Raw genomic sequence first — 18,598 nt, forward strand, 5'->3', positions numbered from 1 at the left:
GTGTGGCGAACCTGTAATAAACACCTTCGAATAATTGTTAACGTTTCATGTAAGCGGCTGTCGCTTATGCCCATGTCCCGGGTCGCGGGCGTGAAACGTGCGGCTGACCCGTCGGCGCGGCAGACGCGCTCGGGCGATCCTCACCCAACGGGCAGCAGGAACGCAGGTCACAGCAGTGTCTCGACCCTTGACAAGCAGGAAGTGAACGGGGGTGGAAGTCATCGGCAGCACCGGATCGCCTGCTGGGACATGGTGTGCCCAAGTCCCAGCGTGTTCCAGCAGGATTCGACGACCACTCTGTCGCCGAACACGCGCTATGGATTCCCCACAACCCCGACAATTGGAGGATTCAACCGTTTCGCCCGATCTGCCGGTTGCGGCATTTTCGGACCGGCGGTTGCCGGGACTTTTTCGCGTCCTGGCAACCTGCCCAGAAAGCCATAATAAGCAAGTTTAGACACGCGGCGCAATGGGTACTTACGCCTTCTGTGTTGCGCGCCGAGGTGGCGGTAGTTGAAAGCGCAAGGCAGTGCCCAGGACTCGTGAATATTCGCGTCGGCCGGCGTCGATAAAAGAAGTGGTCGGATCTGCCCGTTACCGATCCGGCCGCCCCGTTGGTCGGCGCCACGACCCAGAGCAACGGCCTCCGGCTTGTGGCCTCGGTCTCTGGTGCGCTGTGCGGCCAGCACAAACCGGGTGGACTCAGAATGTCCGAGTCAGTACGTGGGGGTGCCAGCGGCAGATGCCCAGGGCGAAGCGGAGGTCGAAACTGTTGGTGTCCAACGTGATTCCGTAGCGGGTGGTGATCTGCTGGATGCGGTACTGGATGGTGTTGCGATGGACGTCGAGGGCGCGGGCGGTGCGCGAGTAGCTGGCGCCCTCGGTGAGGAAGACGTCGAGGGTGTCGCGTAGGAGTTCCTTCTTGGCGCCGGTAGCCGCGAGCGGGCCGAGGGTGCGGCGGACGAGGGCGGCGAGTTCGTCGGGATCGTCGGTGAGCAGGGCGAAGGGGGCGACGGCGTCGTAGGCGACGACCGGCGGCGCGGTGTGACCTGCCGACACGGCCAGATCTTTCGCGCGGGCCGCGTTGCGGGTGGAACGGCGGAAACCCGGCAGGCCTTCGCCGAGGGAACCGAGCGCGACGCGCACCGGCAACCCGGATGCGACGACCTGGGCGGTCAGGGCGTCGATCGCCTGCTCCCCCTCGATCGGGAACCAGATCCGCAGAGCCCGATCTCCGGTGGAGGCCACCAGGCCACGGCCGACGGTCCGCAGCGCCGACACCACCACCTGACGTGCCTGTTCCAGTGCCCGGGTCGCCTCGACACCCGTGACGGTGGGCGGTGTCCAGATCTCCACGGCGAGATGGCTTCGGTCGAGGCGATATTCGAGTGCTTCCTCGGCCGCGGGCACATCCACGTCGTCGCTGTCGAGGAGCCGGGCGATCCACTGCTGGCGCGCGGCCTGCCTGCTGCTGAGCCAGCGGTCGCGTTCGGCCTCGTAGATCCGGCCCATGGACGAGTTGAGGCGGTCGAGGTAGATGCTGGCGAAGCGCAGGAGTTCGGCGATGCGGGCATTGTGGTCGATCCCCGGGGTGGCCAGGATCAGCCCGATGGCGGCGTCGAGCAGCCGGTACTGGCCGAGGCCGTAGGCGCGCAACAACACGGTCAGTGGCACACCGCGCCGGGCCAGTCGCTGCGCGTAGGCGGCCGCACCCGGGGGTGGGCCGACGGTCGCGGGGTCGATGTTGTTGGCGAGCACGTACTGCACGGCGGCGATGTTCTCGGCGATGCTCGCCGCGCGCATGTCGCCCAGGTCCGCGGCGATGTCGTCGACGGGGATCATCTGCTCGGTGACGCGGATGAGGTCCTCGGTGATGCCCCCGGTCAGCGGCGCCAGCGCGTGCCCGACCCAGGTGAGGGTTCCGTATGCCGCCACGTGCACGCTCCGTTCGCTGCCCAAATTCCGCCGACCGTATTGTGCCATCCGCACAAATTCGGGCTCCAGGTAGCTTTTTGGGCTGGCAAACAGACCGGAGATGTGTCATAGCCGCGTGTCGTGTGGTGTCATGGTCGCCGAACACCCTGGTCCACCCCCGGTAGATCCAGAATCCGCGCAGGGTTCGTGGGTCGTTCAGGCAGTGGTGGGCCGGACAGGTGAGGATGCTGTACTCGGATGGGTGAAGTTCGTCGGTCGCCGCGTGGTCGAGGCAATCGGAAGCCGGGCGCTCCCCTCTTCGCACAGCTGCTGACGGCCGCGGTGGACACTGCCGCCGACGCGATCGCCCTGTCCTTCTCCCCCGCCGACGGTGCCCGCCGCGAGCTCACCTACACCGAACTCGACGAGTACTCCGCCCGGCTGGCGCGGGAGCTGCTGGCCCGTGGTGTCGGCCCGGGCGACGTGGTGGCGCTCGGTTTCACCCGCTCGATCGAATCGGTGGCGGCGGTGTGGGCGGTCGCCAAGACCGGTGCCGCCTACGTCCCCGTCGATCCGTCGTTACCCGCCGAACGCATCGCCTACCTGCTGGCCGACTCCGGCGCGGTCCTCGGTCTCACCTGCGCGGCGCATCGGCCGACCCTCGGTGAGTCGATCGTCTGGCTCGAGCTCGATTCCGACGCCGAGCGCATCGCCGCCCAGCCGGCGCATCCGATCTCGTATCTGGACCGGGTGCGTCCGCTGACCGACCAGCATCCCGCCTACGTCATCTACACCTCCGGTTCCACGGGCAGGCCCAAGGGTGTGGTCGTCACGCATACCGGTCTGGCCGGTCTGGTCGCGGCGGCCCGCGAACGGTACGCGGTCGATGCCTCGGCACGAGTGCTGCACGTGTGTTCCCCGAATTTCGATGTGTCCGTGCTGGAACTGCTGGTGGCGTTCAACTCCGGGGCGACACTCGTTGTCGCGCCGCCACAGGTCTACGCGGGCCCGGAGCTGGCCGAGCTGGTCGCCCGGGAACGGGTGACGCACATGCTCATCACCCCGGCGGCACTGGAGTCGGTGGACCCGCAGGGGCTCGACGAGTTGCGTGTCGTGGTGGTCGCCGGTGATGCCTTCGGGCCGACACTGGTGCAGCGCTGGGCGCCGGGCCGCGCGTTCTTCAACGGGTACGGCCCCACCGAGGCGACCGTGCTGGCCACCGGCAGCGCCGCGTTGACACCCGGTGAGCCGGTGACAATCGGGTCCGCCTTTCCCGCGATCGGTGCGGTGGTTCTGGACTCGCGGTTGCGTCCCGTCCCGGTCGGGGTGGCCGGTGAGCTGTATCTGTCGGGTCCGGCGCTGGCACAGAGTTACCGGGGCAGGCCAGGACTCACCGCTGAGCGGTTCGTCGCGGCACCGTTCACGGGGCCGGGAGCGCGGATGTATCGCACAGGTGACCTCGTGCGCCGCACGGAAACCGGCGACTTCGAGTACTTGGGTCGCTCGGATTTCCAGGTGAAGATCCGTGGTTTCCGGGTGGAGCTCGGCGAGATCGACGCGGCCCTCACCGCGCACCCGGATGTCGACTACGCCGTCACCATCGGCGCGAAAGCCGATTCCGGGGCGACCGCGCTCGTCTCGTATGTGCTCGCCAAGCAGCGTGCCGCGATCGATCCCGAGGAATTGACCCGTTTCGTCGGGTCCTCCCTGCCCGGCCATATGGTGCCGACGCTCGTGGTGCCGCTCGACGAGATCCCGCTGACCCCGAACGGCAAACTGGACCGCAACGCACTACCCGCACCGGTTTTCGCCGCCGTGACTTCCCGCGCACCCGAGGGGCCGGTGGAAACGGCGATCGCCGAACTGTTCGCCCAGATCCTCGGCGTGGAGCGGGTCGGTGCCGAGGATTCGTTCTTCGCCGCCGGTGGCGACAGCATCCTGTCGATCCAGCTCGTGACCCGCGCACGCCACGCGGGTATCTCGTTCACCCCGCAGCAGGTGTTCGAGCACCGCACCGTGGCCGGGTTGGCGCGCGTCGCCGCGCTCGGCGACGATGCCGTTCCGGTGCTTCCCGAGTTGCCCGGTGGCGGAGTGGGTGAGGTCGCGCTGACACCGGTTCTCGCCGCCACCCTCGCCGACGGCCGGGTGTTCGGCAGATTCACCCAGCAGATGGTGCTCGCCCTCCCCGAGGGCATCGATCGGCCGACGCTGGTTCGCATCCTGACCGCTGTCGTGGATCATCACGACATGCTGCGCGCCGGGGTGCGCGGGAGCGACGGGCAGTGGTCGCTCGATGTGCTGCCGCCGGGCGGGGTCCCGGTGGACGACCTGCTGCAGCATTTCGAGGGATCCGAGGACATCGCCGCCGCAGCGATGGATTCGGTCCTCGCGTCACTGGACCCACGCAACCACCGCATGATCGGTTTCGCGTGGCTGACCCGCGACGACGGCCCCGACGGGCTGATCGTGGCCGCCAACCACCTCGTCATCGACGGTGTCTCGTGGCGAATCCTGCTGTCGGACCTGGTGACCGCGTGGGCGCAGCTCACGGCGGGTCAGTCGATCGCGTTTCCGCCGGTCGGTACTTCGTTCCGCCGTTGGGCACACGGATTGATCGAGTCCGCACCACAGCGCCGCGACGAACTGGACCACTGGCAGCGAACCCTCGGGGTTCCCGACCCACTGCTGGGGCAGCGTGGGCTGGACCCGGCCACCGATACCGCATCGACCGTGCGCACGTTCAGCGTCGAGATCCCCGCCGACATCACCCGTGCCGTCCTCACCGACCTGCCCGCCCGCTACCGGGCAGGCGCCGAAGACGGCCTGCTCGCCGCCCTGGCCATGGCGGTGCGGAGCTGGCGGGCCCGGCGCGGCGTGAGCGCGTCCACCACCCGGGTGCGCCTGGAGGGTCACGGACGTGAGGAATCCGCCGTCGACGGCGCCGACCTGACGCGGACGGTCGGCTGGTTCACCAGCATGTACCCGGTAGCGCTCGACCTGGGCGAAATCGACGCCGACAGCGCATGGCAACCGGGTGCGCAGACCGCGTCGGTGGTCAAGGCCGTCAAGGAGCAATTGCGGGCGGTGCCGCACCGGGGCATCGGTTTCGGCATCCTGCGCTACCTCGACCCCGCGACCGAACTAGCGGGTTCGCTTGGCCAGGTCGGGTTCAACTACCTCGGTCGCATCTCCACCGGCGACGCCGCCGACCACAGCTGGTTGCCGACCGCGGACTGGGGTGAACCGGCCGCCGACCAGGACCCACAGCTGCCAGCGGCCGCCGTCGTCGACATCAACGCGGTGGCGGTCGGCACCGAAGACGGTGTGCTGCTTCGTGCGTCGTTCTCCTACGCGTCATTGATCCTGGACGAGGCGGACGTGCGCGAGCTGGCCGAGGGCTGGACCTCGGCGTTGACGGTGCTCGCCGAACATCTGGACCATCCGGCGGCCGGTGGCCTGTCGCCCGCCGATGTGCCGCTGGTCGACGTCACCCAGGCCGAGCTCGACGACTGGCAGCGCACCCGCCCCGGCCTCAGCGATGTGGTGCCGTTGGCGCCCTTGCAGCTCGGGTTGCTGTTCCTGGCGCAGGTTTCGCCGACCGACCCGTACCTGGTGCAATTGGCGGTCGAGATGACCGGTGCGGTCGATCTCGACCGGCTGCGCCGGGCGGCGGGGGCGGTGCTGGACCGGCACGGCATCCTGCGCACCGCCTTCGGAACGACAACGGCGGGTACGCCGGTCGGTTTCGTGGTCGAGGACGTGACGGTGCCCTGGCGCGTCGTCGACACCGGCCGCACCGACCCGCACGCATTGCTCGCCGCCGAATCCCGCATCGGGTTCGACCTGACCACCGCGCCCCTGCTCCGGTTCACCGTCTATCGCGGGCCGGCGAGCCTGCACCTGGTGGTGACCGCGCACCACCTGCTGGTCGACGGTTGGTCCATGCCGTTGCTCATGCGCGAACTGCTCGTCTGCTACGCCGCCGACGGTGCGCCCACCCTGCTGCCGCACGTGCGCCCCTACCGCGACTACCTCGCCTGGCTCGCCGACCAGGACCGCACCGCCGCCCTCGAGAGTTGGCGCGCGGCCCTGGACGAGCACGAGCCGAGCCTGCTCACCGCCACCGTCCCACCCACCGAAGCAGCACCCGGGCAAGAGATATCGGTCGTGGAGTTGTCGCGCGATGCCGCCCAGGAACTCGCCGGTTTCGCCGCCGCCACCGAGGTCACCGTCAACACCGTGTTCCAGGCCGCATGGGGACTGGTGCTGGCCGGGGCGCTGGGTCGTGACGATGTGCTGTTCGGCGCGGTGGTGTCCGGGCGCCCACCCCAGCTCGACGGTGTGGACGGCATGGTCGGCCTGTTCGCCAACACCATTCCCGTCCGGGTGCGCATCGGCGAGGCCGTGTCGTTGCGGGAGTTGTTGTCGCGAGTGCAGTCCGAGCAGACCGCGCTGTTGGGCGGTCACCATCTGGGGTTGACCGATATTCAGCGGGTCGCGGGCGCGGGGGAACTGTTCGACACACTCATGGCCTACGAGTCGTACCCGGTGGACACCGAAGGGATGCGGCAGGCACACGGTTCGATCGACGGTCTCGAGATCGTCGATGTGCAGGCCGCTAACGCCACCCATTACCCCGTGGCGGTCGGCGTCGAGGTCGGTGCGGGGATCCGGGTCGGCTTGCAGTACCGGCTCGAGGCGATCGGCGCGGATATCGCCGAGGCACTGGCCAACCGATTGCGCACAGTCCTCGACGCCATCGTGCACTCCCCCGAACGCACCGCTGGTGACCTGTTGGGAACCCTTGCGCGTCAGCGTGATCCGATCTCGGACGTGGCGTACTGGCGTGCGGTGCTCACCGACCTACCGTTGGAGTTGCCGCTGCCGCTGCCGACGGATCATTCTCGTCGGGTTTCGTCGGAAGGTAGCGATTCATCGCCTGCCGCACACGCGGTGGGCCAACCATCCGGCCTGGCTTCCCTTGTCGAATCCGCAGATTGCAGTGTCGGTCGCCTCACGAAGCGACCCGGACAGGTGAACTTCACCGTTCCCGCCGAGGTGTGCCGACGGGTGCGCGACACCGCCCGCGCCTACGACACCACAGCGTTCAGCGTTGTGTATGCGGCGTTCGCGACGCTGCTGTCACGCCTGTCGGGCACCGACGACATCGTCATCGCAGCCCCGTACTCTTCTGCCGCACACCGCGTACTGCGCCTGCGCATCCTCGGTGCGGTCGAGTTCGAGCGCCTTCTGGCTGACGCATCTTTGGTCGTCGACGAAGCCATGGCGCGACCGGGGATGGCTCCCGATGAGATGGTGGCGCTGCACTCCGCCCACGCAGACCACTGCGCCCCGCACCTCAGCGAATCCGAGTCGACGGCAAGCCCTCGCGCAGCGGCACCGCATCCGCTGCTTCGCGCCATGATCCGTCCGGCCACCCCCCGTCACAGTGACGAGACCTCTTTCGATCTGACGTTGTCGGTCGACACCGACGAGATGGACAACCACACCGAACCCGCCGACATCGGCGCCCAGTTCGATTACGACACAGCTCTATTCGATCCGCGGACGGTCGATTCCTTCGCCGAGCGCTTGGTTCGCCTCCTCGCGGCCGCCGTCGAGAACCCGAAAACCCCTGTCGGTGACTTGCCGATTCTCGGCACCGCCGAACACACGGCACTGCTCACCCGCCCCATCACCGAGGCACCGACTTCGCTGTTCCCCGACCTGGTCGCCCAGGGCGCAATTCTCGGGCCGGATCGGATCGCGATCCGCCACAACGGTCACTCGACGACCTATGCCGAGCTGACCGAACACACCGCACGCCTGGCCCGCGAACTCATCGCCCACGGCGTCGGCCCGGAAACCCCTGTCGCCGTGGCACTTCCGCGCTCCTACGAAATGGTCGCCGCCGCTGTCGCGATCAGCACGGCAGGCGGTGCGTTCGTGCCGATGGACCCGGCCAACCCCGCCCAGCGCCTGCAGCACCTCGTCACCGATTCAGGCGCCACGATCGGCATCACCGTCGGCACCTACCTCGATCATCTCCCCACCGACATCACCTGGCTGGTCCTCGACGACCCCGCTTTCGCCGAGTCGTGCGCCACCCGGCCGAGTACCCCGATCACCGACCGCGACCGCCGTACCCCGCTGCGCGTCGACCACCCGGCCTACATCATCTACACCTCCGGTTCCACAGGCCTGCCCAAGGGCGTCACAGTGACGCATGCCGGCCTGGGCCCGCTGGTCGCCGAGGCGGTCGAGCGCTACCGCCTCGAACCGAATCACCGCTTCCTGCATATCTGTTCACCCTGGTTCGACCCGTCGGTGCTCGAGTGGCTGTGCGCCTTCTCGACCGGCGCGACCTTGGTGGTCGTGGGCTCCGACATCATGGGTGGGGTCGAACTGGCCGACCTGCTCGCGGCCGAGGAAGTGACGCACGCGATCATCACCCCGGCCGTGCTCGGCACCCTCGACCCGGCCGGTCTGGACGCCCTGGTGTCCCTGTCGGTCGGCGGTGACGTGACCACATCGGAACTGCCGGCGAAATGGCAGGGCCCGCACCGTCGCTACCTCAACGGGTACGGCCCCACCGAGACCACGATCATCTCCACTTACGCCGAACTGGCTGCGGGACAACCGATCACGATCGGCGCCCCGGTGCGCGGCACCCATGCGGTGATCCTCGACGCGCGCCTGAATCCGGTCGCACCGGGTGTCACGGGTGAGCTGTATCTGGCTGGCCCGGCCCTTGCTCGCGGTTACCGCAACCAGCCGGTCACCACCTCGGCCCGTTTCGTCGCCGACCCGTGGGGTGCCCCCGGTAGCCGCATGTATCGGACCGGTGACCTGGTTCGTCTGCGCACGACCGGCGACCTCGAGTACGTGAGCCGCGCCGACACCCAGCTGAAGGTGCGTGGTTTCCGCATCGAACCGGGCGAGATCGATGCCGTGCTGACCGGGCACACCGACGTCGAGTGCGCCGTCACCGTCGGCAGACGCACGCCCGCCGGATCGACCACCCTCACGTCGTATGTGCTTGCGGCACAGGGCACCACGCCCGATCCGGCGAACCTGACCGACTACGCGGCACGCCATCTGCCCGCCCATGCGGTGCCCTCGGCGATCGTGGTCCTGGACGCCTGGCCGTTGACCTCCAACGGCAAACTCGACCGCAATGCCCTGCCCGACCCGATCACCGTCACCGCGGCGACCACCGCGCCGATGGGTGCGATGCAGATCCGCCTGGCCGAGCTGTTCGCCCGCGTGCTCGGGGTGTCGTCGGTGGGGGCGGACGAGTCGTTCTTCGCGATCGGCGGCGACAGCATCCTGTCGATCCAGCTGGTGTCGCTGGCCCGCACCGCAGGCATCACCTTCTCCACCCGAGACGTTTTCGAGCACCGCACCGTGGCCGCCCTGGCCCGGGTCGCGACCACCGACGGCCCGGCCACGATCACCCTGGCCGAACTCCCCGGCGGCGGTGTCGGCGAAGTTCCGCTGACCCCCGTACTCACCGAATTCCTGACCACCGGGTCCAGTGACCGCTTCGCCCAGACGATGGTGCTGGCCCTGCCCGACGGCATCGACCGTGCCGGTTTGGTCGCCACCATCGCCGCCGTCGTGGCGCGCCACGACATGTTGCGTGCCAGGCTGCGCGGTCTCGACGGTGGCTGGCAGCTCGAGGTGCTGGAACCCCACGCGGTGCCGGTCGACGCGCTGATCGGCGAGATCGAAGCGGGCGACGACCTCACCGGCATCGGTACCCGGGCGATGAATGCCGCGCTGACAACACTGGATCCGGCGGCGGCCCGCATGATCGCGTTCACCTGGGTTCGTGGCAACGGCGGCGGGGATGTGCTCGCGGTGGCGGCGCACCACTACGTCATCGACGGCGTCTCGTGGCGCATCCTGCTGCCCGACCTGATTCTGGCCTGGGCGCAACACAGTGCCGGAAAGCCGATCGCGCTGCCGCCGGTCGGCACCTCGTTCCGGCGCTGGGCACACGCACTGACCACCGTGGACCGCACCGCCGAACTGCCCTACTGGCGCCGCGCCCTCGCGACCGCCGACCCGCTGCTCGGTGCCCGTGCCCTCGATCGCACGGTCGACACGGAGGCAACCACGCGCTCGATCACCGTGCAGATCCCATCCGAGGTGACCGACCCACTGCTCACGACATTGCCCGCCCTGTACCGGGCCGGCGCCGACCACGGGCTGCTCGCCGCACTCGCGCTCGCGGTGCGGGTATGGCGCGCCCGTCGCGGCGTCGACGCGCCCGCGTTGCGGCTGCGGCTCGAGGGCCACGGCAGACAGGAAGACGTCGTCCCCGGCGCCGACCTCACCCGCACGGTCGGCTGGTTCACCACCGTGTACCCGGTCGTGCTCGACCTGTCGGAGCTGCGACCGGCGAGTTTCGACGACGAAGCGCTCGCCGCGACGATGCGCACGATCAAGGAACAACTGCTCGCCGTGCCCGACAACGGCATCGGTTTCGGGCTGCTGCGCAGCGCCGGGCACCTCGCGGCCGAATCGGTGGCCCAGATCGGATTCAACTACCTCGGTCGCGCGGTGAGCACCGGCCCCGCCGACGGCGACTGGCTGCCCACCGACGACCTCGGTGACATCGACGTCGACCACGACCCCGCCCTGCCCGCGAACGCTGTCCTCGACATCAACACCATCGCGGTCGCCACTGAAACCGGACTACGCCTGCAAGCCGACTTCCGGTACGCCACCGGCATTCTCGACGAAGACGAGGTTCGGGAACTGGCCGACATCTGGTCGGACTGGCTAGCCGCACTCGCCGATCACACGCGGTACCCGCAGGCGGGTGGACCGACCCCGTCCGATGTCCCGCTGGTCCAGGTGTCGCAAACCGAACTCGACACCTGGCGGCGCGAGCACCCCGGGCTGTCGGACGTGCTGCCGCTCTCCCCGCTACAGCATTCGCTGCTCGCGCTGGGCGACATGCTCGAGGAATCGGTGCACGCCTACGTCATCCAGCTCATGGTCGATCTCACCGGCGAACTCGACGTCGACCGGTTGCGTCGCGCGGCGGCCGCTGTCCTCACCCGGCACGCGAACCTGCGCTCGGCATTCGTCACCACTCCCGACGGCACGCCCGTGCAGGTGATCGCCGACAACGTCGAGGCACCGGTGCGGGTGGTCGACACGACCGACGCCGAGCTCGCCGCTCTGCTCGCCACCGACCAGGCGGCCGGATTCGATCCGGCGGTCGCGCCGCTGCTGCGATTCACGGTGTACCGCACCGGTTCCGGACGCAACCGCCTGGTGCTGACCGGGCACCACATCCTGCTCGACGGCTGGTCCATGCCGTTGCTGATGAAGGAACTGCTCGTCCTCTACGCCACCGGTGGTGACGCGAGCGTCCTGCCCGAGGTGCGTCCCTACCGCGACTACCTGCACTGGCTCAGCCGCCAGGACCGGACCGTCGCCGAACAGGCGTGGTCGGAGCTGCTACACGGAGTCGAGCCGACCATGCTCGCTCCGGAACTGACCTGGCCGCGGCCCACCGGAACCGGTTACGGGCTGTGCGAGTTCGACCTCGACGCCACCGCGACCGCCGCGCTCACCACCTTCGCCGCGTCGACCGAGGTCACCGCCAATACGGTGTTCCAGACCGCGTGGGCGCTGGTCGTCGCCGCGAGTACCGGTCGCGACGACATCGTGTTCGGCGCCACCGTGTCCGGCCGCCCACCGCAGCTCGACGGTGTGGGCGACATGATCGGCCTGTTCGTCGACGCCGTCCCGGTGCGGGTGCGCATCGACGGCGATGTCGGCGAGGTGATCCGCGCGGTGCAGACCGAGCAGGCCACCCTGCTCGACCACCATCACCTCGGGCTCGGCGCCATCCAAAGGGTCGCCGGCCGGGGCGAATTGTTCGACACCATGCTGGCGTTCGAGTCCTACCCCGTCGATGTCGAGGGTCTGCAGCAGGCCGGTGGAGCGCTCGACGGTCTGCGCATCGACGACCTGCAAGGCGCCGACCACACCCACTACCCGATCACCGTCCTGGTCTTCCTCGGCGCCCGCACCCAGGTGCAGGTCAAATACCGGCGCGACCTCGTGTCGGACGAAGTGGCGCGCGCCGTCACCGACCGCCTGCGCACCGCCCTGTCCGAGGTGACCGCCACGGGGACGATCGCGTCTGATCGAGGTGCCGATCCCGGTCTGTCGGTGGGCGCGATCGATATCGTGACGAAGCTCGGCGCGAACCCGACCGACCCGATCACCCGCTCCCGCTTCTGGCGCACCACCCTCGCCGACCTACCGGGCCGTCTCACCCTGCCCACCGAAGCGTTGATCGACACCGGCGGCGATCTCCACACCACCGAGCATGTCCACACCGCTGACCTGGCCACACCGGTGCGGCGCATCGAAGCGCATCGCGCCACCACCCGCGGTACGGCGACAACGCACCGAGATCTGCGGCGGCTGGCCGACAGTGCGGGCGCCGGTTGGTCCAGTGCGATCAGCGCCGCGGTGTCGATCCTGATCGCACGGCTCACCGGCTCCGACGACATCGTGCTCGACACCTCGGACCTACTGCTGCGCACCCACATCGACGCCACCGAACCATTCGGCACGCTGCTCGACCGGGTGCACCGGGCCGAGACCCGGGCGCTCGCCCACTCCGGCATCCCGGTCGAGGACCTCACCCATCTGCTCGGCGCCGACCACGGCTCGCTGGGACAGTTCCGCCTCGAACTGCGCAATTCTGTGCGCCCGGACGGTGCTTCGACGGTGCCGTCGGCCGAGGCACGCGATCTCACGGTGGTGGTGACCGCATCGAGCACCGGAATGTCTGTCGGCGTCGACGGCCCGGGTGTCGAGGTGCCTTCGGCGACGGTGCTGGCGCACCGCCTGGTCGGTCTGCTCACCGACATCGCCCGCCGTCCGGGTGTCCCGGTGGGTGATCTGTCGGTCGGGGTGCGGGGCGAGGACCACCTGCTCGCGCGCATCGGCACCGGGCCACGCCACCGCGCCGCACGTACCCTCGCCCAGCTCCTCGTCCGCGGCACCGGCTTCGGGCAACGCCGAATCGCTGTGCGCGACAACGGAAACGACTACACCTACGGCACGCTCGATGCCGATTCCTCCCGCTTGGCGCGGGTCCTGATCAGCGAAGGTGTCGGTCCCGAGATCGTCGTCGCCTGCGCGATCCCCCGCTCCTACGAGGCGATTCTCGCGCTGTGGGCGGTCGCGAAAGCGGGCGGGGTGTATCTGCCCGTCGACCCGAACTACCCCGACGACCGCATCCGGCACATGCTCGCCGACTCCGGCGCCGCTGTGGGGATCACCGTCACCGCGCATGCCCGTGTTCTGCCGGAATCGGTCCGACCCTTGATCATCGACGACCCGGCCGTGCGCGCCCGGACGACGGCGTGCGCGTCGACTCCCGTGCGTGACCGGCACCGCCGCCGACCCCTGCGTCGCGACAACACCGCCTACCTGATCTACACCTCCGGTTCCACCGGCACCCCGAAGGGTGTGTGCGTCACCCACACCGGGCTGGCCGCCCTGGTGTCGCATTCGGCGAACCTGATGCGCCTGCGTCACGACGACCGCATGCTGCACGTGTGTTCACCCAGCTTCGATCAGTCGATCGAGGAGATCGCCACCGCCTTCCACCGGGGCGCCACCCTGGTCATCGCACCACCCGACACCCTCGGCGGCACCGAACTCGACGAGCTGCTACGCACCGAACACGTCACCCACACGATCATCACCCCGGCACTGCTCAGCACCCTCGACCCCGCCGGGCTACCCGACCTGCGGTGCGTGTCGGCCGGTGGTGAGGCCGTAGCACCGGAACTGTTGTCCGCGTGGGCATCCGGACGCACCTTCCTCAACGGATACGGACCGACCGAGGCCACCATCGGTGCTACCTACACCGTCCTGCGCGCCGGGGAGCGCATCACCATCGGCAGCCCCGTAGCCGGTATGCGGGCACTCGTCCTGGACGCCCGGCTGCGGCCGGTGCCAGTCGGTGTCACCGGGGAGCTGTACCTGAGCGGGCCCGGCCTGGCGCGTGGTTACGGCGGTCGCGGCGCGATCACGGCCGAACGTTTCGTGGCCTGCCCGTGGAGCGAGACCGGTGCACGCATGTACCGCACCGGTGACCTGGTGCGCTGGGTGCACAAGGACCGTTACGAGCTGGAATACCTGGGCCGCAGCGACTTCCAGATCAAGATCCGTGGCTTCCGCATCGAACCCGGCGAGGTCGATGCCGTGCTGGTGCGCCACCCGCAGGTGAGTTTCGCCCTCACCCTCGGCACCGAGAACCCGGCCGGAAAGACGGTCCTGGTGTCGTACGTGACCGGTCGCGCCCCCGATGCCGGTGCCCTGACCCGATGGGCGGCGACGCTGTTGCCCGCGCACATGGTGCCCGCGGCGGTGGTCGTGCTCGATCGTGTTCCGGTGTCGGCCACCGGCAAGATCGACCGGACAGCGCTGCCCGCACCCGAATTCGTCAGCCGCCGCTACCGGGAGCCGTCCACCGGGCCCGAGCGCACGATCGCAGCGATCTTCGCCGAGGTCCTCGGCATCGAACGAGTCGGTGCCGACGACAACTTCTTCGACCTCGGTGGCAACTCCCTGCTCGCCACCCGCCTGGCGGCACGGCTGAGCGCCGCGGTCGGTACCCGGGTGCCGGTGCGGTCACTGTTCGCCGCACCGACTGTCGCCGGATGCGCCGCGGCGATCAGCGCCTCGGCGCAGGCGCAGGACCGGCCCGCGCTGTGCGCCCAGGCACGGCCGGAGCGCATTCCGCTCTCGCCCGCCCAGCAGCGCATGTGGTTTTTGAACCGGTTCGACACCGGGACCGCCGCGTACACCATTCCCGTCGTCTTGCGCCTGACCGGCGCGCTCGACACCGCCGCACTGGTTGCCGCGTTCACCGATGTCGTCACCCGCCACGAGATCCTGCGCACCGTGTACCCGATGCTCGATCAGGCACCGGCGCAGGTCGTGCTGCCCGCCGACCATCCCGACGTGCCACGGTTGGTGCTCGCACCTGACACGACGGACCCGAATGGCACTGTCGCGGAACTGGTTTCGGCGCCCTTCGACGTGACCACCGAGGTGCCGTTGCGCGCCGCCCTGTTCGACACCGGCGAAGAACACATTCTCGCCGTCGCCGTGCATCACATCGCCGGTGACGGTTTCTCCGGTGGCCCGCTCACCCGCGATCTGGTCCTGGCCTACGGTGCCCGCGTCGACGGTCACGCCCCCACCTGGACGCCACTGCCCGTGCAGTACGCCGACTACGCCATCTGGCAGCAAAACCTGCTCGGCGACGAAACCGACCCCACCTCCACCGCCGCCACCCAACTCGCCTACTGGCAGCGCGAGCTGGCGGATCTGCCCGACCAGCTCGAGCTGCCCCGTGACCGTCCGCGCCCCGCGGTCCAGACGTATGCCGGTGGCCGGGTGCCGTTCACCCTCGACGCCGCCACCCACACCGCCCTGACCGAACTGTCGCGCACCCACGGCGCGACCCTGTTCATGGCCGTGCACACTGCCTTCGCCGTGGTGCTGTCCCGTCTGTCGGGCAGCACCGACATCGCCATCGGCACACCCGTCGCCGGTCGCGGCGACGCGGTGCTCGACGACCTGATCGGCATGTTCGTCAACACCCTCGTCTTCCGCACCCACGTCGACCACCGCGTCAGCTTCACCGACCTGCTCACCCGCCAGCGCGACATCGACCTGCAGGCCTTCGCCCACGCCGACATCCCCTTCGAACGGCTCGTCGAGGTCCTCAACCCCGCCCGATCCACCGCCCGGCATCCGTTGTTCCAGGTCGGGTTGTCGTTCCAGAACCTCGGACAGGTCCGGATGGAGCTGCCCGGTGTCGGCGTCAGCTCGGTGGAGCTGGATCGCGAACTGTCCCAGTTCGATCTGCACCTGATCGTCGCCGACCGCTACAGCGGCGACGGTGCCCCGGCCGGTATCAGCGGGTACTGCACCTACGCCACCGACCTGTTCGACGCGGCCACCGTCGCGGGATTCCTCGACCGGCTGACCCGGCTGCTCTCGGCGGTACTGACCGACCCGAACCGGCCCCTGCACACCGTCGACCTGCTCGACCCCGCCGAACGCACCCGTGTCCTGCACACCTGGAATCACACTGTGCGACACGGTGATCCGGCCGCCACCCTGGCCTCGCTGCGTGCGGCCACCGTCCGGTCCACCCCGGACGCGGTCGCCCTGGTCGCCGACGGTGCGCGGTGGACCTTCGCCGAACTCGACGCCCGGGTCAACCGGTTGGCCCGCCATCTGGTTGCCGCCGGTGTCGGGCCGGGAACGCGGGTCGCGCTCGCGATGCGCCGCTCGGTGGACCTGGTCGTCGCGATGTACGCGGTCACGGCCGCCGGTGGTGCGTACGTACCCGTCGACCCCGACCAACCGCAGGCACGCACCCGCTACATCCTCGATACCGCGGCTCCACTGCTGACCCTCACCCAGGCCGACACCTGGCTCGCCGCGACCGGTTCGCACGATGCCGTGCCGGTCGAGCAGCTGGATCTGGGCGGCTACGCACCGCAACCGCTCGTGGACACCGAACGGGTAGCCCCCGTCCGGGCGACCGACACCGCCTATGTGATCTTCACATCGGGATCGACCGGCCGCCCCAAGGGTGTCGCCGTGCCGCACGCCGCGATCGTCAACCAGTTGCGGTGGAAGACCGCCGAATTCGGTCTCCGCGCCGACGATGCCGTGTTGCTGAAGACCGCCGCGACCTTCGATCTGTCGGTGTGGGAATTCTGGTCCACCGCGGTGAGCGGTGGGCGCATCGTGCTCGCGTCCGCGGGCGGACACCGCGATCCCGCCTACCTGGCGGAGTTGATGCGCACCGAGAACGTCACCACTCTGCACGCCGTGCCCTCGATGCTCGATGCCCTGCTCACAGGGGAACTGCCCACCTCGCTGCGCCGCATCCTCGCCATCGGCGAGGCATTGCCGGTGTCCCTGGCGCGCCGCATCCAGACCGCGACGCCACAGGCTGCGCTGTTCAACGTGTACGGACCCACCGAGGCCGCCGTGTCGATCACCAGTCACCGCGTGACTCCCCGCGACACCACCACCGTGCCGATCGGCCGACCCGTCCACAACAGCCGGGTCTACGTTCTCGATGCACACCTGAACCCCGTTCCCGCCGGGGTCACCGGCGAGTTGTACCTGGGTGGAACACAATTGGCCACCGGGTACCTGACCCGCCCCGACCTCACCGCCGAACGGTTCGTCGCCGACCCCTTCACCCCGGGAGAACGCATGTACCGCACCGGCGACCTCGCGGCCTGGACCGCCGACGGCGAACTCGACTACCGAGGCCGCACCGACTTCCAGACCAAGATCCGCGGCTTCCGCATCGAGCTCACCGAGATCGACTCGGTCCTCACCGAGCATCCCGAGGTGGCGTCCGCCGTCACCCTCGGCCGCGCCAATCAGACCGGCGAAACCATGCTGGTGTCCTATGTTGTTGCCACACAAGGCAGGACGGTCACCGTCGAACGGCTCACCGAGTGGGCCGCCCACCAGCTGCCCGCCCACATGATGCCCGCGTCGATCGTGGTCCTGGACCGGATTCCGCTCACCGCACACGGCAAACTCGACCGCGATGCCCTGCCCGCACCGACGTTCGCCACCCGCACCTACCGTGCTCCGGCCGGTGCGGTGGAGCAGGCGGTGTGCGCGGTCTTCGCCGACGTACTGCGCCTGGACCGGGTCGGCATGGACGATCACTTCTTCGAACTCGGCGGCACCTCACTGCTGGCCACCCGGCTGGCCGCCCAGCTCGGCGACGCGCTCGCCGCGACCGTCCCCGTCACCTGGATCTTCACCGCCCCCACCCCCGCCGGGATCCTCACGGCGCTGCGGGCGGCCGGTACGGACTCAACCGGCTCCGACACCGCCTTCGACATCCTGCTCCCGTTGCGTACCACCGGCACCGGCGAACCCTTGTTCTGTGTGCACCCCGTCAGCGGCCTGGCCTGGTCGTTCAGTGGTCTCACCGCGCACCTGGACCGACCCGTCTACGGTCTGCAATCACCGGCGCTGAGTTCCACGGAACCGCTGCCGGATTCGATCGAACAATGGGCACTGCTCTACCTCAAGCACCTGCGTGCGGTCCAACCCGAGGGGCCTTACCACCTGCTCGGCTGGTCGCTGGGTGGCGTGATCGCCCACGCCATGGCGGTGCAACTGCAGGAAGACGGGGAAGAGATCGCGCTGCTCGGCATGCTCGACAGCCGCCTCACCAGCGCCTCACCCGCGACGGCCGGCGAAGCCACCGCCGCCGACCTGCTCGGCGGGTTCGCCGCAGCCGGCGACGAGGTCGACGCACGGGCCCTGGCCCGCCAACTGTGCGCGCTGTCGGCACCCGACGTGCCCGTCGACGAAGCACGCGTCGACCGGATCATCGACGGTGCGACCACCTCCATCGCACTCGACGCCGCCTACCGCCCCCGCCTCTTCCACGGCCCCCTCACCTACTTCACAGCCACCGACGACCCGACCGGCGCCACCGGCGCGACGTCGTGGGCGGACGCGGTCACCGGAACGGTGCACAACCACCCGATCGCAGCCACCCACTGGCGAATGACCGAACCCGCCGCCCTCGCCGAAATCGCCCGGACCCTGCGTCGGCTCGACGAATAGC

Annotated in this window: 2 protein-coding genes; one reads left to right on the top strand and one right to left on the bottom strand. The window is 69.2% G+C overall.

All coding sequences use genetic code 11. The features are described from left to right. Positions 1-702: 702 nt before the first annotated feature. Positions 703-1,935: a helix-turn-helix domain-containing protein gene (locus AB0F86_RS07525; protein WP_356982751.1), complete on the bottom strand. Its 1,233-nt coding sequence runs from the start codon at positions 1,933-1,935 to the stop codon at positions 703-705. A gap of 237 nt (positions 1,936-2,172) precedes the next feature. On the opposite strand from AB0F86_RS07525, the gene AB0F86_RS07530 reads away from it, so the two are divergent. Further along, positions 2,173-18,597, top strand: a complete 16,425-nt coding sequence (locus AB0F86_RS07530) for an amino acid adenylation domain-containing protein (RefSeq protein WP_356982753.1) — start codon at positions 2,173-2,175, stop codon at positions 18,595-18,597. The last annotated feature ends 1 nt before the right edge of the window (position 18,598 follow it).

The sequence above is a fragment of the Nocardia sp. NPDC023733 genome (assembly GCF_040639775.1).
In the GTDB taxonomy this organism is placed as follows: domain Bacteria; phylum Actinomycetota; class Actinomycetes; order Mycobacteriales; family Mycobacteriaceae; genus Nocardia; species Nocardia rosealba.

Excerpts from the sequence above, each read along its gene's own strand:
- AB0F86_RS07530 (WP_356982753.1), top strand. The coding sequence starts at position 2,173 with ATGGGTGAAGTTCGTCGGTCGCCGCGTGGTCGAGGCAATCGGAAGCCG.